We start from the raw sequence: 23,958 nt of genomic DNA, 5'->3' as shown, positions 1-23,958 counted from the left end.
CTCTACTCGCTCCAGAGATCATCCAGATCGTAGAATTCGCGTTCGCTTTGAGTGAAAATATGGACAATAGTCTCTCCGCAATCCAACAAAATCCATCCTCCGTCACGCAACCCCTCGGTTGTGGTTGGGGCCATCTCGGCTTCCGCCAGTTTTTGCGTGATCGCGTCGGCAATTGCCTGCGTATGGATTTTATTTCTTCCGGTCATGACGATGAAATAATCGCAGATTCCCGCCTCTTCCCGAATCGGAAGTGTGCGGATATCTCTGGCTTGTTTATCATCCGCCGCCTGGATAATCAATTCATTTTTCGAATTTGTTGCTGATGTTGTCAAAAAAAGCTCCTTTCACTTCATTCATTTCTTGTTTTATGTTGTCTGATCATGCCGTTACGAGCAAAAATGGACGCGGGATCAATGACCTGCCCTTTCTGCATCAGGAAGCGAAGAGACGCATCCATTGCGGAAAGAATCGCGCGATCCAAGTTTTCCATGCTCAAACGGCGTAAATGCACCACAAAGGGAAAATCCCGATACGGTTCGATTTCATCCGCAAGATAAACAATTTTGGCCGTTAAGCTCATCGACGGGCTTCCTGTTGTGTGTGAAGCGATGGCTTCCAGCACTTCTTCATCCTGAACGCCATAGCGTTCACGAGCGACATAGCGACCGAGAAAGGCATGAAAAAGAGGAGAAGGTTTCCAATCCTCTTCGTTAAGAATATTTTTCTCACGCAAGAACACAAAATATTCCCGTTCTCGCCCTTTTGCACAATCGTGAAGTAAGGCGGCGAGGCGCACACGATTGACATCCGCGTTGTAACGTTTTGCCAAAAAAATAGCCGTCTTCACCACACTGAGCACATGGCGAAATCGATGCGCCGAGAGTGTTTGTCTCAGTCCTTCCACCATCAGCGGAAAATCATCCGTTTCAAGAAAATCCAACGTTTCCTGTTCCACGCCGCGCAGAAGATCTTCATCCTCCCCACCAATCATGTTGTATAAGCGATGCGAGGCAATGTAGTCATATACGGTTCCCGGAAGAAAGTAGCGCACATCGTTCCCTTCCGCAAGAGACTGTCGAATTCGGGTCGATGAAATCGGAATGGATGGACCTTTCGCAATCTGTATGCAATATCCTTCTTCGTTCAGTACATTCACTTGAGTGAGAAGATCGCCCTCTACCCCCTCCCGCGCGCACACAATAACCGGAATCATCGCGAGTAATTCACGCCAGCGATACCATGTGCGTATATCCATCAGGCTGTCTTCGCCGATTATAAAAAACAACTTCGCTTGGGGAAACTCCTCGCGGAACGAGCATACCGTGTCATACGAATAACGCTTTTTTTCCGCGCGCATTTCGCGGTAATCCACCGAAAAAGAGGGATTTCCTTCTACAGCTACCGTCAGCATCGCGAGGCGGTCAGCAGCATTGTCCTCCTTGTCCTTCTTGTGTGGAGGAGCGTAAGCGGGTACGAAACGCACCTCATCCAAAGCAAACGTCGTCATGGCGTTCACCGCCATCTGTAAATGTCCGATATGCACCGGATCGAAAGTTCCCCCGAGAATGCCTATACGCTGCTGGTCTTCGCTTGACACGCTAACCTCGCCTTTCCACTCTTCAAGACGGCTTACCGTCCTTTTCGTTTTTGCTTACGATTCTATTTTATTGAAAGAAACACCGTCACGCAATGCACGAAAGCGGATTTGCCAACAACGCCCCTCCGTTTCAACATAGCCTATCCCATTCGCACTGATCGGACTTGCGCGATCATATATGGGCTTAATCACCTCCTCTCCATCGAAGGAATAGCCCTGTACGCCCTCCTCTTCCGTCGGCATCAACAGAAAAGATGGATCGGCTTCGATGATGTCTTTTTCCTCCGGTTCCACCGTCGTCTTCACAAAATTACCGTCCACATCGAGCGTAATCCAGACTTCCTTTTTGCGCGCACAGAACCCTTCCGACACGGGAACGAGCGCTTCGTAGTGTGTATCGCTGCGTTCTTCTCCCTGTGTATTCACCAGAAAAAAGCCTTCTTCATCTCTCATAATCGCCGCTTTGTGATGATGCCAGCCGGAAACAAAAACGGCACGTGTCGGAGTCTCCCGGACATCCTGCAAAAGGGAAATCGCCAAGGCATTTTCTGCGGACTCGTTTTTGGAAAAGGGCGTCTCACAGAGTACTTGCCAGGCAAGAACGGATTTTCCCGCCTCTTGCAACGCCGTAATCAACGCCAAACGAGATGCCGGTTCCTGCTTCGTCGACAGGTTCGGAAGTAGATCCATCGCAAAACGAAAATCCTGTTTTTGAAGTGCAATCTGAAACAACAACTCCTCATCCTCGGGAAAAAGCGGTTTCGGCATGGCGTTCAGTTTTTTCTGCGCTTCCCCGTAAAAGCCGGCTTGAGCAAGCATTTGTGCTTCCTCCCGGCAATGCTGTCTTGTTTTTTCTTCCCGTGCCGTCTGCTGCTGACGAAAAAGGAATACTCCTCCGATAAACAGAAGAAGCAGAAGCGCATAAAAACGACAGAAAAGAGCCGGAGAAAAAAGGAGCGAACGAGTCTTTGAATTTATCTGTGTGTGTTCTTTCCGGTTTTGCCAAAAACGCAATTCATTCTCCTTTCACTCCTATTCCTCAACCAACGCTTTTTCTTCGTAGGCATACGATACCGAAACGCCCTCTTCGCGTTCAATGCGCTTGGCCAATGCCGTTAACTGGGCAGAAAAACGGTTCGCCTCTTCCGGCAGGATAACCTTCAGACGCATGCCGCTCGGAATACGGGAGAACGACGTGCCGTCCTCCGAAATCCAGTCGCTTCGCCCGTTTGCAGCCTTCTTCAGACGTTTTGCCTGGGCAACAAGTGCATGCAAAACCGCTTCTTCTTGCACAGTGTAGTTGGTCGCCACCATTCCTGTTCCGGAGCTATACGTTGCCGAAAACAGATTGAGCGATAGTATTGCTTCCACCGTCCCGTCAACATAAAACAAATCCGCAATTTGTCCTTTTTTTAGCTTTTCCGCCGTGGATTGCTGACAAAAACGCTCCACCAAAATTCGCCCTCGTGTAAACGGCGGCTTCTTCCACACACTATCCTCCTTTTCCTTCTCTTCGTCGTTCTCCTCATTTTGGCCGAATACAGGCTCGTCCGTGAGCAGCCAAAGGCCTGCGGTAGACGCCTGATGGACAACTAACGGTCCAAGTGGCTTTAAAAGCCCCGGCAAATCCAGCAGATAAGACAAGTCCGCATACAACAAGTCACGGTCATCGTCCAGATGAATGGAATAGTCCACGCGATGCATGGTTCTCGGAAGTCCTTTGCCGCTGCCGAAAAAACGTCGAAATTCCTGTCGGCCGCCGATATCCAAGGCAAAATTTCCTCCCATCTCCCGCAAAGCTTCCGGAATGGGGATATTGATTTTCTTTATTGTGAGCGCTTCGGCAAAACGTGTAAGTCCGCCTTCTTTTCCTGCCAGTGTATGTGTAAGGGAAATCTTGTCCGCCAGAGCAAGGCAGGATTGATCCAGTGCATGCTGTGCCATAGATTGCACCTGATAAGGGATAAAAAGCAGAATCCAGGAAATCATGGTGAGGAGAAAAAAGCTGAGTGTAAAGGCAGCTTCCAACGTCAGCGAACCTTTCGAAAACGAGCGATGCATCATAGGTTATCCTTTTTTAAGCCGTATCCCTCTTGCCAGTTTTCCTTGACGTCGACCTGCTTTCCTGTGGCATTGAGCAGGGTAGAAGCACGAAATTGAGGCAAAAACGGAACATTTACTTGACTTTCCAACAGCCAGTCCAGGGAAGTCGGCGCCGTCGTGAGATCCGTTCCTCCACTTTCTGCCTGTACAAGGCGGGCAGTTTGCGAAAGCATACTCTCTCGACCGGCTCGTGAACTGCTGTGGATGACCATAAGAAGAAGCATATAATCGCCATAGCTCATCGTAAGGCCTGCTCCGGCTGTCATGCTTCCCACAGCATCTCCTCCGCCCATTTCCGCCTCAAACGTCGCAAGTGCCGTTACCGCCTCCTCCTTGCCGGTCGCTGTATTTTCATCAAGGATACCTTGCAGTTTCTTTTCCAGCTGCACAATGCCTTCATCCGCGAAGGAAGATAAATCTTGACAAGCTTGATTCACGATGGTTTCCGTTCCTTTTCGGATCTGTTCAAGTACCTCTTCTGTCGCTTTTCCCGCCTGCTTTTTCTTTTCTTTTGCTACAGTCAATACCTGTCCAAGCGCAGCACTTTGTGCAGACAGACGTGAAAAAGCATTGGACACGGCAATTCCCATTTTGCCTTCGCCTCCGCGCGATGCAAGTTGCTGCAGTGCTTGTGTGATTTTCGCCTGCTGCTCCTTATCGGATATAGAATCCGCTTCAAGCAAACCCATTTCCATCATCCGCAAAACCGGCTGATGAACGGCATCGTTCGCCTTTTGTATAAGAGAGTCCTTCATTTTTCCGACCGTCTCCTCAAGAGTGTCTCCTCCTGCTTCCAGCGCTGCCAAGCTTTCGTCGGTGAGTACATCAAACACATCATGAGAGGCCTTCTTCGCCAGCTGTGCTACACCGGAAAGAGAAAAATGCCACGTGTCCTGCGTTTTTATGACAGCAACACGTTCGCCCGCAGTAAGCGCATCCATATCCACGGCGGTTTCTCCCACCGCCAAAACCGCTAAAAGCGCCGATTGCACAAGCGGAACAGCAAAGCCGGTCCAACCGGCAAGAGCCAGTGCCAGTTGAGCGGTCTCTGCGTTCAATTCGCTCGAAGTAAACGCATAAAGCATATTACATAGAAGTCGGATGACCAGAATATGGTTTTCAGCCTGCTGAATGTTCTCGAACCAATAAGGTCGCCCGTATAAAATGTATTCCAGTTCGCCACCAAATATCGGCCGTTCCGCTAAGGGAAAACCGGTCAAAGAAAGCAGAGGATGCCCTTCTTCTTTTTCTATCAACGGCGTCGTGCGATGACTGAACATATTCGCCCAATAAGTGAGTAAGGATACCGTATCGCCGGCATTGGCAAAAGACAGACCGGAAAACAGATCGGCCAAACGCATGGTCGCCTGCATCATGCCGTTAAGCATATCCATTTCATTACCTTCTGGCGGCATCCACTCTTCGTACACAGCGGAATGTGCATCCGCTTCATACCGCTGTAAAACGTCCGGGGCAAGAAAATCGGTAATTCCACCGGAAAGATTGGGCATCCCCATACGTTTTGCTTTTCGTGCATTGGCCAGTGCTTTTCGTTTGGTGTTCCACGCCTTCAGAAATTCAATGAAGCCTGACCGATCATCATTACGTTGACCAATGAGGTCTGCCTGCGTTTGTATGCTCTCTTCACTCAGCGCAATGCCGTCCGACCATCCGGGGGGATGCGTCGTGAAAAGCGTCGTTTTCGGCAAGGTGAATGTAGTCTCAGAATGGCGCTTGATCGACGTCAGTCTGGCAGAAAGCCACGACTCAAAAGACAACTCTTCCAGTGGCATTCGGTCAAGAGAAAGAGCTTTCCAGGCCTGGGCTAAATCTTTTGTCTTTTCGCCTGTCCTTTTCCATTCCTCTTTCAGCTGATTCAGCTTTTCCGGGTTGAAAGGATCTGTTGCGCTCAAATAATCCCCCAGCATGCTTTGGGTAACCGCCCCGGGAGGAAGTTGGCTCACCGCATCCTGCCAATTCTCTTTTGAGGCCGTCAGACCGTTCATTTTTTCTGCGGTATTTTGCAATGCGGTAAGGGTATGATGTTCATCCCCTATAAGACGATCAAACCAGGACGAAACGGTCAGATACTTTCCTCTCCAGGTGAGAAAAGCGCTTTTTAAGGCCGCACGATCACCAACGCTGAGGAGTTTTTCCCACTCTTTCGATTGAGATGGCACCTTTTTATGTTCGTTCACTCCCTTTTGCAAACGACGCAGCAATTCGACGTCCAATTGGCGAGCACCGTCGGAAAGTACCTTTTCCGCCGACGCCGGTGCGGGAACGCCGGCAAAGAGCTTCGCTTTGCTTTCTGTGGAAAGAGAGTTCAACGATGCCGGAAGCGCAATCGCCTTCATCCCCGGTGGAAGCAGATTCTTTCCATTGTCAACTTTATCAAAGCAGGCATTGATGGCTTGTTGTACGCTATGCAACTGCATTTCGTATTGTATTTTTGATTGAAAAGCGGGAAGGCAGACCGACAACTTTTTCATCATCTCCACCTGTTGCAACGCTTTTTCTAATGCAATCCCCGGAATTTGCCAAGCCATAAACTGTTTAATCTGCGTGGTCATCACTTCCGGTCGACTGAGTCGAGCATTATCGGAAGGCGTCACCGTAATTCGTGGCGCATAAAGACGCACGCCGATAGATGCCGTATCCGGTGGAAAACGCTGTGCAAGAAGTTCTTCCGTCTGTTCCTGCATACGAGAGACATCTTGAACAGCAAAGAGACCGAACTCCCTCGCTACAGTTTTATCAAATCCGGATAAGGCCGCATGGGAGAGCATCTTCATAGCGGATCGCGATTCCGCCCGGGCAAGCGTAATGCGCGCATAATCCATGAATATTGCGCTGGAAACGCTCATGAGCAATAAGACGCCACAGAGAAAAATAGAAATGACGCCGCGCTCCATGCGCAAATGTAGGGAAAGAGATGCGTTTGCTTTACGATTATGCTTCCTCCGTTTGCCGTGGATTCTGCTGTTTTGATGTCGTCTCCGCCATGCCATGGTCTCCTCCTTTCTTACGTTCCGCCCTCTTTTTGCGTTTGTTTCGCACTGAACCCGTTTATAGCTTGATAACGCCAAAGGTTGGTTGCCGAAGAGCTCCATACACTATCTCGCTTCTGTTCCACTTCCAGCGCGGGAAGCGAAAAAAAGCGAAAGGGAGAATGGTTCTCTTCCTCTTTTTGTTCCACCCTTCTCTTAGCGAAAAACAGGCCGGTTTCCGACCACCGTGAGGAAGAAAGCAGAGCCTTTGCCTGGGGACTCTCTTCCGGATGCACAAAGGCAATGGAAGTGGTCGGTTGAGTCAATGCCCGGCGAATCTTCCCCTCCTGCTCCACCTGCAAGAAAAGAACAAGCGTAAAGAACAGCAACAAGAACAGGGCCATAAAGGTAATGGGAAATAATACCGTTCCCTCGACAAGATATATGCTGCCCCCCTCGTCCAGCCAGCGTTTCATATCTTCATCGCCTCGTTCTCAATTTTTTGAAATAAACTCTCCAGCAAAGCCGTCAAGTTATCTCGAAAAATGGCGATCAGCGCGATAACGACAAGGATAATCAGAACAATCGCCACCATATTAATTTCTCCGCGTTCCTCGCCAAAGCGAGAGCCCTGCGTGTGAAGCATCTGCAAAAGCGTGTAATACATAGAAATCCTTTCTATCTTTGGCCGAGCATCGGCAATAAAACCAGTAGAAGAATGCCGATAAAAAGTAGCAGACTGGGAAAAAGCATACGTTGGGAACTGCGCTCGGCCTGCAGCGCATATTCCCGTTTGCGCTCCTGATATAAGGTGGAGCGAAGACGTTCCAAAGAAACCGAAAGATCAGCCCCACCAACCTCAATGGACTGCGAAAAAAGTTCCGCAAAATCATGCATGGCTTTGATTGGCATTATCCTTCCGAATCCGGCCGTGGCAGCACGAAGGCCTTCCCCTGCCTCCACCTCCCGCACTACACGCGACATTTCTCGATACAATGCGCCTTGTCCCTTTTCCGCAATAGTTTTCCAAGCCACAAAAGGGAGAGTTCCTGCGCGTAATGAGAGAATAAATTGGGTCAGCATATCCGTAAGTGCATTCTCCATTTCTTCGGTCAGATCTTGACTTTGTTTTTTTAAGTCCTGTAATCGACTAAGGTCATAGCCGGCACAGGCAAGACATAAAAAGGCAAAAAGAAAAGGAGACCAAAGAAAGCACGGCCCGGCCATGCCGAGCAAAAAAGCAATTTCGCTCATCGTTTCCATTTCCTGTTTCCATAAGGCGGTGCGTAAATAATAGGGATCCACGAGCATCACCATATACCGCCTTCGTTTTTTTGCGCGCGGGTGATTCGGCGACCAGCCGCGCATTTTCATGAACAACCATCCCATCGGTGCAAAAGCACGTCGGCGCAGAGAAAACGTCTCCGCGATAGGATGAACTTCCGATGGTGCTTTCGGCCATTGACGGTAGCTGTAGTAAAGTCCCACCAACCATGAAACATAAAGAACAAGTGAAAGCAGAAGTGTCATTTTACTGCTCTTTTCCCAACCTGTAGACCGCTGTCATGAAGGATGCGTTGAGTCCATCGCCATGCACCGTAAAAAAGCAGTCCGCAAAACAGGCGAACGCCGTAATCCGTCAAGCGATACTCGGTAGATGCCAATCCTGTAGCATACATCACACAAAGCATCACGACCGGCATAGAAAAGAGCAGCCTTTGTTCACGTTGCGGTCCCGCCAATTTTGCTTCCCGGTCCAGGCGGAGTTCTTGCTCCTCCATCAACAGACGCAGGTATGCGCCGGAAAGCATGGCCAAATCCGCTCCCTGAGCCATTCCCACAGACAAATTCTCAAAAAAGGATTTTGTCAGCGGATCCTGTTCCTCACACACCAAATGCAGAAGAGCTTCCCGTAAGCTGATGCCGGAGGATGTGCTGTCCACCACCCTATTTAACGTATCTTGGAAATCACCAACAACACTTTCCCCGCCAAATAATCGCTCTAACTGATATTGCGCCTCTACCAGCGCTTGCTGAACATTGCTTCCCGAATCCAGCCGCGCATGGAGAATTTCCAAAAACGCCTGAAACTGTTGACGATTCTCTTCTTCTTTCCTTTCTCGATTTCTTTTCTTCCATTGTGCACGGCCTGCACGAAGGCCGAAGAAAGCCGAAGCAAGCATAAACCACCAGCGATACAAAAAGATCGCTCCGCAAAACAGCGCTGCAACGGAATAGCCGACCATCCAAAACAGCGGTTCTCGTTTCATGGAACCTCCTCTCCCGCACGATAAAACTTCTCTTTTCGTTGCATAGACTCTCCGGTTGGTTCCAGTTCACCGATCCGATTTTCATCTATCGGACGAAAAAAAAGAGTATGATAGCGCAGATCGTTATTTTGCCAATAAGGTTCTTCAATGCTAGTGACATAGCGGCGGTGATCACGTAAACGCGAAACGTGTACGAACAAATCAATGGCGGAGGCAATCTGTTGACGTATTGCCGGCAAGGGGAGGCCGTCATGTCCGCTTAATATCATGGTTTCCAGACGCAATTGCATGTCCGAAACGGAATTGGCGTGTCCCGTGCTGAATGACCCGTCATGTCCGGTATTCATGGCCTGTATAGCATCAAGCGCTTCTGGCCCACGAACTTCGCCGACAATAATGCGATCCGGACGCATACGAAGCGACGCACGTATCAAATCGCGAATGGTAATTTCCCCTTCTCCTGCCGCATTGGGTCGTCTGGCCTCCAAGGCAACCCAATTATCAATGTTTTCAAAGTTCAGCTCTCGAGCGTCTTCAATGGTAATCAGTCGTTCGTGCCGATCAATTTCATTGGCCAGTGCATTCAATAATGTCGTTTTTCCCGATCCGGTACCGCCGGAAATAAAGATGTTCAACTTTGCGCGTACACTTTTCTTTAAGAATGCGGAAGCAGAGGAGGACAAGGTACCGTTAGCCACTAAATCGACAAGGGAAAAAATATGGTTGCGAAACCTTCGTATGGTCAATGCGGCATCACCGCCGGCTATCGGTTGAAGGACGACGTTTACGCGAGACCCGTCTTTCATGCGACAGTCAACAATCGGCATGCGCTGATGCACCTCCTTCCCGGCATCATTCACGATTTTTTGGATGATATCGTGATACTTTTCTTCCGAGGCAAAACCGATCTTCATTCTTTGTACGACACCCTCTTTTTCGATATAGAGTTCATCAAAACGATTCACCATGATTTCCGTTACCTGCGGATCTGAAAAATACGCATCCAAAATGTCGTAGCCTCGAATGGCCGAATACATTCCGTTCAGGATACGGGAGCGATCATTGAGCGATTGGCTCTGCCATCCGTCATCTGCACGAAGCAACGTTTCGATCGCCTGAACAAGTGAACGGTCATCAAGACGAGTGACATCCGTGCTTTTCCGTAAACGTTCAAGATTACCCTTCACTTGTTCCGCGATGTTCATAAGACCTCCTTTTAAAGCGGATGGAACGCGTCCGCTTCGGGTTCAGCCTCGCCCGGCTCGTCCCGCCGAGTCGTAACAATTACGATTGGATGTGTACACGGTAAAGGTGAGCATGGCACCGGAAAGCCTGGGGTTCAACACATCGAAGGGCTGTCCTTATGGTAACCCCATCCGCTGTTTCTCTGTGTCCCGAAATGAGGGCCTTTTGTCTCACGACGACAGTCAACTGCGGTGCACGTTTATGACGCCTTCTTTCCTTTTAGTTCGATCTTCTCCATTTATTCTCCATGTTTTATGGAATTATTCATTTTTATACAATAATATATGGATTTTTGGCCGCTTTTTTGCATCTTGATTCATTTTTTGAGAATGAATATAATTTTTACATCAATGGTAGAAAGGGAGTCGGTCATGAATGATTTACTGCGTGCCAATAAACGGATCATCGCTCAAAGTCTTGCGCGACTCCGCAAAGAAAATCACATGACACAGACACAATTGGCCGATGAACTGAACAAGAGGCTGGATACCCGTTATCAGGGTAGCGCCATTTCTGCTTGGGAAAACGCCAATAACTCCATCAATGCGGATTATATTCCGGTTCTTGCTGATATCTTTGATGTGACGTTAGATAAACTCTTTGGTGAAAGTTTTCACCATAAACAGCTGGTTCAAGATGTCTGTGAGACCGTGGAACGCCATTTAACAGAAGAAGAGACACAAATGGTGTCCCAATTCATCTCCTATCTACTTTATTGCCGTCATCATGTCATTCTTCCCGAGGAAGATGATGATGATGAGGAATATGTCGCGGAAACAACAGAGCGTCCGAAGAAAAAATAGAAGAGTCAGTTCCGCTACTTCCCGTTTGCAATTTGCCTTCAAATAGAGTAGAATACGCTCATTGAGGCGCGGGTCTGTAACTCAGCTGGGAGAGTGTCACGTTCGCAACGTGGAAGTCGTGGGTTCGAATCCCATCAGATCCAGAATCAAAAACGCCCGATTTGTTGAAATGTCAACGAATCGGGCGTTTTTTAATGTGTGAACGATTTTACTTCCCATGCTATATCGTCACCTCTGCGGCAGAAAATCGCCGACTCTTCCAATTAGCTGGACTCGGGATGAGGGGAATAAAGATCCGCCACTTCCGCATCATCCACTAGCACCAAAGATCCATCGTTGTGCTCTGAGGCGGGATCCCCGCTGCGATAGTGTTCATTCATCGACATCGTAAAGAGTTCCGCCGTGCTCGGTGGCGTATACGTGATCGCATTTGCTCCGGCATCAATGGTCTCGCGAATAAGATCTTCCCGATTTCCGCCGGAAGCGATGATCGGCACTTCCGGAAATTTTTCACGAATACAACGCACAATTTCTGCGGTATGATGTGCGCCCGCAACATTCAATAAACGAGCACCGGCGTTTAAACGTGCACCGACATCCTCTTCCTGCGAAGTGATCGTAACCACAACGGGAATATCAATCGCTTCCGTGACCGCATGCAAATTCTCATTAGTAAAGGATGCATTCACCACGACCGCCATCGCTCCCTGACTCTCCACATCTTTCGCCAAATCTACTGAGCGCTGGCCATTTGTTATGCTGCCGCCCACCCCGGCAAAAACCGGAATATAGGAATTCTTGATTATGGCATCGGTAATGGTCTGCTGCGGCGTAAACGGATAGACCGCAAAAACCGCATCCGCATCGCAATTACGAATGATGGCCAAATCGGTGGAAAACACAAACGTTTTAATACGCCGTCCAAAAACGAGGATACCGCTTGACTTGCGCATAACCGGTGGAAGCTCCAAAATATTGTGGCGCAACGCGCCGCCGACTTGAGGCACGAATTTCCCCTCATGTGTTTTGAGGTTTTTCATCGCTTTCTCCTTTCTCCGCGTAAGGCTATGCGGACGGGCCTAAACGAAAACCTTTCGAAGCAGAACACAAAGCAGTGTCGAAAATGGGCGCTTTCGTCATATACGCGCCCATGATCAACACTGCAATCCGATAGAGATAATTATAATGCTGCGCGATAAATTGCTTCCACATCCTCCGCCGTCATCGGCTGGAACCCGTGAATGACACCGCCGGAACGGGCCACGCTGTTCCGGGCCATCTCCGCAAGATGTGTTTCATCAATTTCCACTTCACGCAACGTCATGGGGATATCCAGCGAACGGAAAAATGCCGAGAGAGCCTGAATGCCGGCCTCCGCCTGTTCCGCCTCATTTTCTTTCTCAATGCCGAAAACCATTTTGGCAAAACGGGCAATACGGGGTACCGTCTTCTCATTCTTGAAATGACGCAGCCAATGCGGCGTAAGAATTGCCAGGCCGACACCGTGCGTAATGTCATAATACGCGGAAAGCTCATGTTCCATCGCGTGTACACTCCAGGCTTGCGCTTTTCCGGTTCCGATCAGTCCGTTGATCGCCCACGAATTCGTCCAGAGCAAATTGGCACGCGCCTCTTCATTCGTCGGATCTTTGTGCGCAATGGGACCGTATTTTATGCACGTGCGTAAAATCGCCTCTGCGATACTATCCTGCAAGTACGCATCGTCTTCCACCGAAAAATAACTCTCCATCGTGTGACTCATGATGTCCGCCGTACCGGCTGCAGTGTGCCAGGCATTCACCGTATAGGTAAAGGAAGGATTGAGATAGGATACACGCGGAAGAACCAGCGAACTTGACCATCCCAGTTTCTGCTTTGTTTCCGGATTGGAAATCACCGAATGGGGATCCATTTCGGAACCGGTCGCCGCAACCGTAATCACGGTAGCAAGCGGCAGAGCATCCGTAATGGGCGCTTCGCCAAGAACCAAATCCCAAGGATCCGCATCGGTCTTCGCGCCGGCAGCGATGAGTTTTGCACAATCAAGAACCGATCCGCCACCAATAGGAACGATGACCTCAATGTTTTCCTGATGGACGAGCGCAATACCGCGTTTTGCCTCATCAATGCGCGGATTGGGAGAGATTCCTTCACAATCCACCGTAGTAACACCCTGCGCATGAAGCGCATCGACGATAGCATCATAAATACCTAAACGCTTAACGCTGCCTCCGCCCAAAACAATCAGTGCACGTTTTCCCAACGAGGCGACACGTGAAGCAAAGGTCTTTTCCATATCGTGTCCAAAAAGAATTTCTGTCGGAACATGAAAAATGAAGTTTTCCATTGGTTATCCTTTCTGTACGTCCTATTCCTTGTGTGATGTGTGAACTCGCAGAAAGTATACCCATCGGATTAGACATTCTCACGCGTAGTGAGGTTACGCATCCACGTTTTTTTCTTATAAAAGGGATAGATGAAAAAGAGTTTTATGATTTCTTCTGCGCTGACCACAAAAAAAGTCAATTCGAATGGCCAATGAAATACGGCGACACCGAGGAACGCCATGGGTACGGCGAAGAGCCAGATCGACATCAATTCAAAATAGAACGTCCATTTTGTTTCGCCCCCTGCACGTAGAATGCCGATAAAAATCATACTGTTCCAGAAGCGAAACGGTGCGGCAATACCACGAATCAGAAGCAAATTATGCGATCGCGAAGCCACTTCCGCTTCCACACCGCTAAACAGCTTCATCAACACATCCGGGAAAAAGAGCAAAATCGCTGCGGAAAACAAACTCACCACCGTGACGAATTGCATAAAATAATTCGCCATGGTTTCCGCACGCTCCAACTTTCCAGCGCCGAGCCGCTGCCCCAACAAAACCGAAGCAGCTGAGCAGAGGGCATCAATGATGATGAAAAAAATATTGTTGATGGAGTTGGTCAATTGTACCGCAGCGATTACTTCCTTTCCTGCCAAGGCAAAGGCCACCGCCTGCACCAATTGGCCGAAAGACCAGGAGGTTTCCGCCAACACGATGGGCGTAGCGACCGGTAAGCAGTGGCGAAACTCTTTCCCGTGCCACTGAAGAACTTCCAGAGGACGAATATCCATCATGCCGGGATGCTGACGCCAGACGAGTACGATCAGTGCAACCATTTCCACCACACGGGAAATGAGCGTCCCAAGAGCCGCACCGACTACGCCCAGAGCAGGCATGCCCAATTTGCCGAAGATCAAAATGTAATTAAAGAACACGTTCGTAAAAAACGACAAAATGGATACCGCCAACGGTTCCCGTGCGCGGTTGACGCTGCGCAAAACCGTAATCAGGGCGAGCGAAAGGGCAAAAAAAGGAAACGAAAAGCTGACCGGACGAAGGTAGGCTTCCCCCAGCGCCTGTACATGCGGATCCTGGACCATTAGCGTGAGGAGCGTATGGGGCAAAAAAAAGGCAACCAGAAAGAAAACGGCGCTTAGTAAAAACGCCGTTTGCATCGTAATGCTGGTCGATAGACGAACCTTGCGTTCATCACGATTCCCGAAATGTTGTGCGATAAAAACCGCTCCTGCACCGCTGATGCCAAAACAGATCACCTGAAAGAAAAATACAAATTGATTGACCATCCCCACGGCGGCAATCTCCGCGCTACCCAGGGAAGAAATCATAACGGTGTCCGTAATGTTGATGGAGGTGGTGATGAGCAGTTGAAAGGCAATCGGCAACGCCACGGCGAAGACTTCTTTTAAAAAGTGTTTGTCCTGAAAAAACCAGGTCTTCGTCGTGGCGGAAATGGGTTTTGGGCTCATGCAGAACTCCTATTGCTCTGTTCGTTGCGGTTGAAACTTGGGATAATAACGGCGCGTCGAAAGACGTCGTCTCCAGAAGAGAAGAAAACGGGAAAGGGAGCGGTCTTTTTCGTACCAAGTGGGGAAAAAATAGCCTTTGGACAGCAATTCCTCTACAAGAGCACGATCCGCTTCAGCACAATAGGTGCGAAGCACCTTGGGATCGACATAAAGCCATAACGCGGAATCTTGATGATAATGCGTCGGTTTATCCTCGTGCAACAACAAGTCTTCCACAAGAAAAGTGGTGAAGTTGCAGCCTCCGGCCGTCATATACGAAGAGGAGCGTCCTTGACGAATATTGATTTCAAAGACCTTGTATTTTCCATCGCGCACATCATATTTCAGATCAAAATTGGCAAAGCCCCGATAACCGATGTCCTGCAAAAAACGCTCATACTGCGCGTAAATCGCCTCATTTCCTACCGTGACCAGTGCATTATAATTGCCGATCTCCCTGGGAAGGCAGGCGTCCAACAGGCATTTCCCGAGACACATCATCTTTACCTCACCTCGGGTATTCACATAGGCATTAAGCACGTACATACGAGAATAATCACCGGGAATATAATCCTGCAAAATGAGTTCCCCATGGTAGGTGCTGGAATAGATTTCCTTGACCACACGGCGCAGCTCCGCCTCATCCGCAATGCGATAGGCCTTTTTCTTTCCCGGAAAATCCGCATGAAGATAGGCAATCGAATCATTCGGTTTTAATGCCATCGGAAAGCCGAAAGGCGTCTTGAAAGAATCGCGCTCATCATATGTGAGTACGAAAGTGTCCGGATAATCGAGGCCATATTCTTCACACACGGCATAAAAATCTTTTTTGTTTTCCAAGCGCTCCTGCATAGTCTGATCAATATAGTTAAAAAGGTAGCGTTCGGAAAGTGCATCGCGATGTCGGGTAATCAGAGCAGTATAGTCATCCCCGCAGGAAATAAGAAGCAAAGGACATGTATAGCGCCGTCCCACTTCATCAAGAACCGCTAAAAACACCTCATCCTGTTCAAAATCCTCGCGTGTCTCTACCTCGACAATACGTGAATGTTGCGTGTACATCAGTGGACGGATACCAAGACAAAGCGATTTTACGCCATACGCTTCATAAAAAGAGCGCGCTGTGCCATAGGCATTGATGTCGGTTCCTAAAATAATCGGCTTAAAATTCACCATATCCTCTACACTTTCTGATCGCTTCCTCGCCCAAAACCTTCAGCGCATCCACCACCGGACGATCGCCCACCGGTATCGTGGAAAGTTCCGTACAAGCTAAAATCACGCGTCCCTTGTCACGATAGCGATCAATCATCTCCAAAAGTTGCGGAAAATCACGGCGATTCTCTTGCTTCACGGCATAAATGATCTTCATGATCTCTTCCGCATCCGGTTCCTCCATCGGTACGCAGGAGATGCCGTATTTTTCAGCATAGCGCTCATATACGCCGCTCCTTCGTGTCCCCGATGTGGCCAGCACAACGACTTTTTTATCCCCTTGTCGCGCGCAAACCTTGATGGATTCCTCCACCATATTGATGATGGGCGTCTGCGTATACGTGCACAGGGTATCATAAAAATAGTGGGATGTATTGCAGGGTATGGCAATCGCCTTTAACTTTAACGGTTGCAGAAGAGCAAAATCCGCCTTCATCTGTTGCAAAAGCGGGCCCGTTTCTCCCGAAAGAATGCACGCGCTTCGATCTGGCATCGTTGCATGGCTTAAGAGAATCACATTGATATGGTCCTGATCCCGATGTGCCTTCGTATGATCGATCAGGTATTGATAAAATACATTGGTGGCAAGCGGCCCCATGCCGCCGATTACGCCAAGTTCATAAGTCATGCGCCCTACCATTCCTAATTCTTCTGCTCGTGAAGTTCCGGCATCTTCTCCACTTTTGCCGGTAAGACAAAGTAAAAAACAATGGCCAGTACTACACTGGGAACGATCCAATAATAATTTTGCCACATCTCCGGAATCAAGCCGGCTTTTCCGCTCAGTACGGGCGTTCCTCGCACCAAGCCGATGAGAAAGTCCACCGCCGGAAACGAGGCGCCGAGGACGGCGCCGATGTGAACGGAGCGCCGATTTAGCGGTCCCTGCACAAGATTAAGTACAATGAGGGCAATTGCAATTGGATAAATCGCAACCAAAATCGGCGCGGAGATCGCGACAATCTGATCCACCCCCTGTACCGCAAGAACGGCACTGACGACAACACACAGAATGGACCACACGCGAGCGCGAATTTTTCCCTTTGTCAACCGCTCCATGAAATCGGAAAATGTTGACGTCAAACCAATGGCCGTAGTGAGGCACGCCAAGAACATAGCGATCGTCATCAACATCTTTCCGGTTGTGCCGGAAAGTTTGTCCACGCTAAAGAGCAGCAGGTTCACCCGGCCGAGGTTTTCCACACCAAGCGATGACGTGGTCGCACCGATATACATCAAACCACCATACACTGCCACCAAACCCAGTGCAGCAAAAATCGAAGAAATAGCCGTGCAGCGTACCACCATTGCGGGATCTTCCATTCCCCGTCGCTGAAAGTCTTTGATAATCACGATAGAGAACGCAAGCGCCGCCAGCGCATCCATGGTCTGATAGCCCTCCAAAAAGCTGTTAGAAAATACCTCTTGCGCTCCCGTATCCGCCATGGGTCCAAGAGGGAAAAGAATCGATTTTCCGATCAGAAAAACCAGAATGGCGACGAGAACCGGCGTAAGAACCATGCCCAAGCCTGAAACGACACGGCTCGGCTTGATCGCAAAGAATAACGTGACCGCAAAGAAGCATACCGAAGTAACCAGCGGAGAAAGGCCAGGGAAAAACGCACCGGCAAGCATCTCATGACTGGTCGCCGCCGTTCGTGGAATAGCCAATCCCGGACCGATACAAATAAGAATCAGCCCGCCAAAGGCCATCGAAAGCGGCCCTCCAAGATGACGTGCCACGGATTCAATGGTTCCACCTGCCCGAATAGTGGCAATCGCGCTTAACAGTACCAAACCCACGGAGGTGACGGAAAAGGCAAGAAAAGCAGGCAGAAGCTGATCCCCCACATCTCGACCGAGCGTGGGCGGAAAAATAAGATTGCCCGCTCCAAAGAACATCGAGAACAAAGCAAACGAAGCGACGGCTATCCATTTCCGATTTAAAGATACCTGTTCACGCATGAAATCACACTCCTCTTCCCGCTCATGGCGATGGTTTCCGGGTAGGTTTTCCCCACCCTTCCGCTATCGCGGCCGCGAATGTTTCTTTCCATTTTATGTTGAAACGGTTGATCTGTCCATACAAAGCACCGGTTTATCCCCCTTTTCATTCTCTTTTTTAGACGAATCGTTTGTCCGAGCCGTAAGAAAAGATTTTTATGGAAAACCTTAATCTTTCCGACGAATGTGGTATACTGATGTACGGAAACTGAAGGATGCGTGGAAATCAGTCAGTTTTTATTTTTTGCGAAAGAGAAATCGTTTCCCTACGATTCTCTTTCTACTATTAAAAGGAGGAATGTTCTATGAAATCAGTGAAGTTACTTGGTCTTCTGTTGGCCGGCGCGCTTGCGCTGACCGCATGCGGTGGTGGTTCTAAACCTGCCGAATCAGAGGCTCCTGCGGATAGCACGGCTCCGGCAACGGAATCAACCGCTCCCGCCGGTGAAGTGAAGAACAACGAAAAACCGTTGGTCTGGTACAACCGTCAGCCGTCGAACAGCTCGACCGGTGAACTGGACAAAGAAGCGCTGAACTTCAACGACAAAACCTATTATGTCGGCTTCGATGCCAACCAAGGTGCGGAGTTGCAAGGACAGATGATCGTCGATTACATTCAGAAAAATGCGGACAAACTGGATCGCAATGGCGACGGCACGATCGGATACGTGCTGGCCATCGGTGACGTCGGTCACAACGACTCCATCGCCCGTACGCGCGGCGTCCGTAAGGCGCTGGGAACAGCCGTTGAAAAAGACGGTGCCATCGATCCGTCTCCGGCCGGAACGAACGTTGACGGAAAAGCCACCGTTGTTAAAGACGGCGAGCTCGAAGTAAACGGCAAGAAATATGTCGTTCGTGAATTGGCTTCGCAGGAAATGAAGAACTCCGCCGGTGCAACCTGGGATGCTGCCACCGCCGGTAACGGTATTGCCACTTGGTCGGCTTCCTTTGGCGATCAGATCGACATCGTTGCATCGAACAACGACGGCATGGGCATGGCCATGTTCAACGGCTGGGCCAAAGAGAACAAGGTCCCGACGTTCGGCTATGACGCCAACAGTGACGCCGTTGCGGCGATTGCCGACGGTTATGCCGGAACCATCAGCCAGCATGCGGATGTTCAGGCTTACCTGACCCTACGTGTACTGCGCAACCTCCTGGACGGCGTAGATGTCAACACCGGTATCAGCACACCGGATGAAGCGGGCAACGTCCTGACCGACAAAGACTACAAATATGTCGAAGAAGAGCGTTCCTACTATGCATTGAACCTCGCGGTAACCGCTGAAAACTACAATGATTTCATGGATGCCACGAAACCGTATGATCCGGTTGCCAAACAGCTTGACGCGGCGAAGAGCCCCGAAAAGAACGTATGGCTGAACATCTACAACTCGGCGGATAACTTCCTGAGCGCCACCTATCAGCCGTTGCTGCAGAAATACGACAAACTTCTGAACCTCAAAGTCGAATACATCGGCGGCGATGGACAGACCGAATCCAACATCACGAACCGTCTGGGCAATCCGAGCCAGTACGACGCGTTTGCGATCAACATGGTGAAGACAGATAACGCTTCTTCTTACACCACGCTTCTGAATCAATAATCGTTTGTGATTCCGATGATAAAGAGGCTATCAGGAACTGTCCTGATAGCCTCTTTTCGGAATGAATTTAGAAAGAGAATGCTTATGACAGAAAAGAAAGACGATTTCGTTTTATCGATTCGGGGCATGTCAAAATCTTTCGGACGTAACCGCGTTTTGGATCAGATCAATCTCGATGTGAAACGTGGATCGGTCATGGGCCTTATGGGAGAAAACGGTGCTGGGAAATCAACCATGATGAAGTGCCTCTTCGGTACCTACCAAAAGGATGAAGGCGAAATCTTTTTGGATGGACAAGGCATCAATTTCAGCGGGCCGAAGGAAGCGCTGGAAAACGGCATTGCCATGGTGCATCAGGAGCTCAATCAGGCACTCGATAGAAGCGTTGTCGACAATCTCTTTTTGGGTCGCTACCCCTTAACGCCTCTCGGCTTCGTCGATGAAGCGTTGATGCGCAAGGAAGCCGCCGATCTTTTCCGCAGCTTAGGCATTTCCGTTCCTTTGGATGTGCCGATGCGCCAGTTATCGGTCTCCAAGCGCCAGATGTGTGAGATTGCCAAAGCGATCTCCTATCATTCCAAGCTCATTGTTCTGGATGAGCCCACCTCTTCCCTGACCGAGCCGGAAGTACGTAAACTCTTCGCCATGATGCGTAAACTCCGTGATCGCGGCATTTCCCTTATTTACATTTCGCATAAGATGGATGAGGTGTTTGAAATTTGCGATCAGGTTTCGGTATTGCGCGACGGTAAACTCATTGCCACCAAAAATACGGCCGAAACGAACATGAATGAGCTGATCTCGGCCATGGTCGGTCGGTCGCTGGATAACCGCTTCCCGCCGGTGGATAATGAGCCGGGAGAACCGATTCTCTCCATTCAGCACCTTTCTACCAAGTTTCGTCCCTATCTGACGGATATCACGTTCGAGGTGAAAAAAGGGGAGATTTTCGGTCTTTACGGGTTGGTCGGCGCCGGGCGTTCGGAGCTTCTGGAAACGATTTTCGGCGTACGCACGCGTGCCGCCGGTTCTGTTTACTACCGCGGAAAGCGCATGAATTTCGAGAATACGAAAGAAGCCATGGCACACGGTTTTGCCATGATCACCGAGGAGCGTAAGCTCAACGGTATCTTTTCCAAAGGCGATTTGATTTTTAACACAACCATCGCCAATATGAATCACTATAAATCCGGCATTGCCCTGTCGAAGCAAAAGATGCTTAAGGCAACCACGCGTGAGCTGGAAATTATGCGTACGAAAGCCATGGGGCCGGAGGATATGATCACCAGTCTTTCCGGCGGCAACCAGCAAAAAGTCATTTTCGGCAAATGGCTGGAACGTCAGCCGCATGTCTTTTTAATGGATGAACCGACGCGTGGTATCGATGTCGGCGCGAAGTATGAAATCTACGAACTCATTATCCGCATGGCAAAACAAGGAAAGACCATCATCGTCGTTTCTTCCGAGATGCCTGAAATTCTGGGCATTACAAATCGAATCGGTGTCATGTCGAATGGACGTCTCTCCGGCATTCTGGAAACCAAGGATGCCAACCAGGAAGAGCTCCTCCGTCTGAGTACGAAATATCTGTAAAGGAAAAGAGGACTTATGAGCCAAAATAATCTCATTTCGCCGAACAACGGCATCCTGACTCCGGAGAAGGAGGAGTTGTTGCTTGCGCCGATTCAGGAACACGTGGATGCGGTACAACAAAAAATTGACGCTCTTCGTCAAGACGGCACGACCAAAGTCTCCGAGATCAACAATGCCATCAAACTCATTCGCGGCGACAAGAATTTCTCTAAACAGGAACAGGACGAACAAGTTGCGCGTTTGACGCGTGAACTGGAAAAGGCAAAAGCCGTCGAAGCCGCCAATAAAGCGGAAGTGGATAAGCTTATTGCAGAAGGCGAAGCCTATCTCAATAAACACTTCGATCAGGATTATTATAATCTGGTGAAAAACAGTGCCGAGTTGGAGCGGAAAGAGGCAAAAGCCCAATATGAGCGCCAACTTGCCGAATACAAAACGAATTATGAAGCACAGCTTGCGGAAATCAACAAATTAAGCGGAGACGAAAAAGCGCAGGAAATTAAGGACGCGAAGTACGTCTACCACAATAAAACGTTTGATGCCAAGGTGCGTTATGATATTGCGCTGCAGGATATCAAAGATCGTCGTCATGAAGCGTTTTTGCAGAAATTTCAGATGATTGATCGTCTGCGCAACTCACGCTTCACCGTCGGACAAAACTATGCACAAAAATGGGAGAATTTCCTGTACCGTTTCAATATGAAGCAGTTCCTGCTGAAAAACGGTCTTTATCTGGTCATCATCCTCATCTTTATTGCCTTGAGCATTATCACCCCGAAAGTGAAGAATACGGATCTGTTTACCTTCACGAACATCGTAAACATCCTGCAACAGGCGTCTCCGCGCATCTTCCTTGGTTTGGGCGTTGCCGGCCTCATTCTGTTGACCGGAACCGACCTCTCCATCGGTCGTATGGTCGGCATGGGCATGGTGATTTCGACGGTCATCATGCATAAAGGGCCCAATACCGGTCAGATTTTCGGTAAGGCCTTTGATCTTACCGGCATCCCCATTCCGGGACGCATTATCTTAGCGTTGCTCACCTGCATTGTTTTCTGTACCATCTTTACGTCGATAGCAGGCTTCTTTACGGCACGTTTTAAGATCCATCCGTTCATCACCACAATGTCCAATATGTTGATTATCTTCGGCTTAATCACGTACTCGACAAAGGGCGTTTCCTTTGGTGCGATTGAATCGGAAATTCCGAACATGGTCATTCCAAAGATCAACGGCTTCCCCACGATTATTCTCTGGGCGGTCGCTGCCATCATCATTGTCTGGTTCATCTGGAATAAAACCACCTTCGGCAAGAACCTTTACGCCGTCGGTGGAAACCCCGAAGCGGCTTCCGTTTCCGGTATCTCCGTTTTCTGGGTCACCATGTGTGCCTTCATCATGGCCGGTATCCTTTACGGCTTCGGTTCATGGCTGGAATGTATGCGCATGGTGGGCTCCGGCTCGGCTGCTTATGGCCAGGGCTGGGACATGGATGCCATCGCAGCCTGCGTTGTCGGTGGTGTCTCCTTTACCGGCGGTATCGGTCGCATCTCCGGCGTTGTCGTCGGTGTCTTGATCTTCACCGCTCTCACCTACTCCCTGACGGTCTTGGGTATCGATACCAACCTTCAGTTCGTCTTTGAAGGCATCATCATCGTTGCCGCCGTCACGTTGGACTCGTTGAAGTACGTGCAGAAGAAATAAGAGCTGTAGATGTACAAGTCGAACAACATATTTGCAACGAAAAGGGGAAGCCGAAACGGCTTCCCCTTCTTCTTTTCCTAAATCGCTTTTACCACTTCTTTCGATAATGAACCCCGAATCCGACCAAAATCAGAGGAATAAGAAAGAAGAAAAAATCCCAACAATATCTAAAGATTTCCGCACTTTGCACGGGTGGATTCCCCACTTGAAATCGCTTTACGATGTCAACCAATATACGTAAAGGACGCGCAACAGCCTGCCCCAGAAGAAAAGCTAAACCAACGGAAAAGAGGCTGTATGAACGATTCGTTTCTGTATACGGTTGACGCACTTCTTGAAATATCCGATACGCATCGTCGCTAAAGCTCTTACACCACCGAATCATGACTCCGTCCTCCCTTCTAATTTACAAGGTAACAAGAATCGCGCGCTAATGAACGCGAACTTCGCCACTTCGATTCAAATAGATTAATCCGTTATCCGTATAGAAAATAAACTTATAGGTTGCCCAGATTGCATCGACATGAGATTTGCCGGTAATTCCTGAAGTAGCAATTCTGCGTTTCTCGCCAGAATAAATCTCAAAATACCCGGCTTTACCTTCAATAGGATTAGCAAGAGAACGAATCAAATCGAAACTCGTTGAAAGAATGGAGCCATAGGGTTCTCCACAAAAATAAAAACCTTTCGAAATCAAGTCCATACGGAGCTGGTCATTATTTGCCTGTTCCTGACTAATATAGGTTCTATTCTTAAAAAATCAATGGATCGCTTTCATAGTGATAGGTAAAGGGATTATTTCTTAACACCACACTTTTGGCTTCTGACCGTGATGAACCTATCGTGCAAGCACAGAAAGAAACAGAAATCGCAAGTAACAACGAAACTACACGACGATACTTTATTTTCATATAAACCTCCTTCTCCAATCAACCAGTACTTTCTTCCTCTTTCAAATCTATTGTACTC

The 23,958-nt window shown here is 49.1% G+C and carries 21 protein-coding genes and 1 tRNA gene; 5 read left to right on the top strand and 17 right to left on the bottom strand.

Translation table 11 applies throughout. The features are described from left to right. Positions 1-2: 2 nt before the first annotated feature. The 10 genes from rsfS to BN3910_RS01170 are packed head-to-tail and all read right to left on the bottom strand — an operon-like array spanning position 3 to position 10,165. On the bottom strand, positions 3-332 hold the full coding sequence (rsfS, locus tag BN3910_RS01215) for a ribosome silencing factor (RefSeq protein WP_066923485.1): 330 nt from the start codon (positions 330-332) through the stop codon (positions 3-5). Between the two features lie 17 nt (positions 333-349). Continuing rightward, positions 350-1,597 (bottom strand): nicotinate-nucleotide adenylyltransferase, encoded by a 1,248-nt coding sequence (nadD, locus tag BN3910_RS01210; protein ID WP_066923482.1) that lies wholly within the window; start codon positions 1,595-1,597, stop codon positions 350-352. 54 nt (positions 1,598-1,651) lie between these two features. Further along, on the bottom strand, positions 1,652-2,611 hold the full coding sequence (locus BN3910_RS01205) for a WG repeat-containing protein (RefSeq protein ID WP_066923479.1): 960 nt from the start codon (positions 2,609-2,611) through the stop codon (positions 1,652-1,654). Positions 2,612-2,629: 18 nt separating this feature from the next. Then, positions 2,630-3,661: a hypothetical protein gene (locus tag BN3910_RS01200; RefSeq protein ID WP_066923475.1), complete on the bottom strand. Its 1,032-nt coding sequence runs from the start codon at positions 3,659-3,661 to the stop codon at positions 2,630-2,632. Beyond that, on the bottom strand, positions 3,658-6,711 hold the full coding sequence (locus BN3910_RS01195; RefSeq protein WP_066923472.1) for a DUF5702 domain-containing protein: 3,054 nt from the start codon (positions 6,709-6,711) through the stop codon (positions 3,658-3,660). The genes BN3910_RS01200 and BN3910_RS01195 overlap by 4 nt, the downstream gene beginning before the upstream one ends. A gap of 14 nt (positions 6,712-6,725) precedes the next feature. Further along, on the bottom strand, positions 6,726-7,166 hold the full coding sequence (locus BN3910_RS01190) for a hypothetical protein (protein ID WP_066923469.1): 441 nt from the start codon (positions 7,164-7,166) through the stop codon (positions 6,726-6,728). Continuing rightward, the gene (locus tag BN3910_RS01185) at positions 7,163-7,357 is read right to left on the bottom strand and encodes a Flp1 family type IVb pilin (protein ID WP_066923466.1); all 195 of its coding nucleotides are present in this window, start codon (positions 7,355-7,357) and stop codon (positions 7,163-7,165) included. The genes BN3910_RS01190 and BN3910_RS01185 overlap by 4 nt, the downstream gene beginning before the upstream one ends. 11 nt (positions 7,358-7,368) lie before the next feature. Further along, positions 7,369-8,220 carry a type II secretion system F family protein gene (locus BN3910_RS01180; RefSeq protein WP_066923463.1) on the bottom strand — a complete coding sequence of 284 codons (852 nt, stop codon included), beginning with the start codon at positions 8,218-8,220 and terminating at the stop codon, positions 7,369-7,371. Next, positions 8,217-8,960, bottom strand: coding sequence for a type II secretion system F family protein (locus BN3910_RS01175; protein WP_066923460.1), 744 nt, complete (start codon positions 8,958-8,960; stop codon positions 8,217-8,219). The genes BN3910_RS01180 and BN3910_RS01175 overlap by 4 nt, the downstream gene beginning before the upstream one ends. Continuing rightward, the gene (locus BN3910_RS01170; RefSeq protein ID WP_066923457.1) at positions 8,957-10,165 is read right to left on the bottom strand and encodes a CpaF family protein; all 1,209 of its coding nucleotides are present in this window, start codon (positions 10,163-10,165) and stop codon (positions 8,957-8,959) included. Before BN3910_RS01170 ends, BN3910_RS01175 begins: the two co-directional genes overlap by 4 nt. 411 nt (positions 10,166-10,576) lie before the next feature. Between BN3910_RS01170 and BN3910_RS01165 the strand changes: the two genes are divergently transcribed. Then, positions 10,577-11,008 (top strand): helix-turn-helix transcriptional regulator, encoded by a 432-nt coding sequence (locus tag BN3910_RS01165; protein ID WP_066923454.1) that lies wholly within the window; start codon positions 10,577-10,579, stop codon positions 11,006-11,008. Positions 11,009-11,078: 70 nt separating this feature from the next. Beyond that, positions 11,079-11,151: transfer RNA gene (locus BN3910_RS01160), tRNA-Ala, on the top strand. Positions 11,152-11,271: 120 nt separating this feature from the next. On the opposite strand, the gene BN3910_RS01155 is transcribed toward BN3910_RS01160, so the two are convergent. The 6 genes from BN3910_RS01155 to brnQ form a co-directional block, all read right to left on the bottom strand. Continuing rightward, positions 11,272-12,048 carry a beta/alpha barrel domain-containing protein gene (locus tag BN3910_RS01155; protein WP_075967949.1) on the bottom strand — a complete coding sequence of 259 codons (777 nt, stop codon included), beginning with the start codon at positions 12,046-12,048 and terminating at the stop codon, positions 11,272-11,274. Positions 12,049-12,188: 140 nt separating this feature from the next. Further along, positions 12,189-13,355, bottom strand: coding sequence for an iron-containing alcohol dehydrogenase (locus BN3910_RS01150; RefSeq protein ID WP_066923451.1), 1,167 nt, complete (start codon positions 13,353-13,355; stop codon positions 12,189-12,191). A gap of 68 nt (positions 13,356-13,423) precedes the next feature. Then, positions 13,424-14,824: an MATE family efflux transporter gene (locus tag BN3910_RS01145; RefSeq protein ID WP_066923447.1), complete on the bottom strand. Its 1,401-nt coding sequence runs from the start codon at positions 14,822-14,824 to the stop codon at positions 13,424-13,426. A gap of 9 nt (positions 14,825-14,833) precedes the next feature. Continuing rightward, on the bottom strand, positions 14,834-16,039 hold the full coding sequence (locus BN3910_RS01140; protein ID WP_066923443.1) for a carboxylate--amine ligase: 1,206 nt from the start codon (positions 16,037-16,039) through the stop codon (positions 14,834-14,836). Continuing rightward, entirely contained in the window at positions 16,026-16,706 is a 681-nt protein-coding gene (locus tag BN3910_RS01135) for an aspartate/glutamate racemase family protein (protein WP_187367674.1), read from the bottom strand. Before BN3910_RS01135 ends, BN3910_RS01140 begins: the two co-directional genes overlap by 14 nt. A 14-nt stretch (positions 16,707-16,720) precedes the next feature. After that, positions 16,721-18,043, bottom strand: a complete 1,323-nt coding sequence (gene brnQ / locus BN3910_RS01130; protein WP_066923436.1) for a branched-chain amino acid transport system II carrier protein — start codon at positions 18,041-18,043, stop codon at positions 16,721-16,723. Positions 18,044-18,387: 344 nt separating this feature from the next. On the opposite strand from brnQ, the gene BN3910_RS01125 reads away from it, so the two are divergent. The 3 genes from BN3910_RS01125 to BN3910_RS01115 all read left to right on the top strand — a co-directional run bounded on the left by BN3910_RS01125 (position 18,388) and on the right by BN3910_RS01115 (position 22,989). After that, positions 18,388-19,692, top strand: coding sequence for a substrate-binding domain-containing protein (locus tag BN3910_RS01125; protein ID WP_066923434.1), 1,305 nt, complete (start codon positions 18,388-18,390; stop codon positions 19,690-19,692). An 84-nt stretch (positions 19,693-19,776) separates the two neighbouring features. After that, a complete protein-coding gene (locus BN3910_RS01120) occupies positions 19,777-21,285 on the top strand; it encodes a sugar ABC transporter ATP-binding protein (RefSeq protein WP_066923429.1) in 1,509 nt (502 codons plus the stop codon). 15 nt (positions 21,286-21,300) lie between these two features. Beyond that, entirely contained in the window at positions 21,301-22,989 is a 1,689-nt protein-coding gene (locus BN3910_RS01115) for a galactose/methyl galactoside ABC transporter permease MglC (RefSeq protein WP_066923426.1), read from the top strand. A 752-nt stretch (positions 22,990-23,741) separates the two neighbouring features. Here BN3910_RS01115 and BN3910_RS07720 read toward each other — a convergent pair. Then, on the bottom strand, positions 23,742-23,900 hold the full coding sequence (locus BN3910_RS07720) for a hypothetical protein (RefSeq protein WP_156469871.1): 159 nt from the start codon (positions 23,898-23,900) through the stop codon (positions 23,742-23,744). Between the last annotated feature and the right edge of the window lie 58 nt (positions 23,901-23,958).

The sequence above is a fragment of the Murdochiella massiliensis genome (assembly GCF_900059565.1).
Taxonomy (GTDB): domain Bacteria; phylum Bacillota; class Clostridia; order Tissierellales; family Peptoniphilaceae; genus Murdochiella; species Murdochiella massiliensis.
The sequence above is the reverse complement of the archived record's forward strand: the minus strand, read 5'-3'. Positions and strand labels throughout refer to the sequence as shown.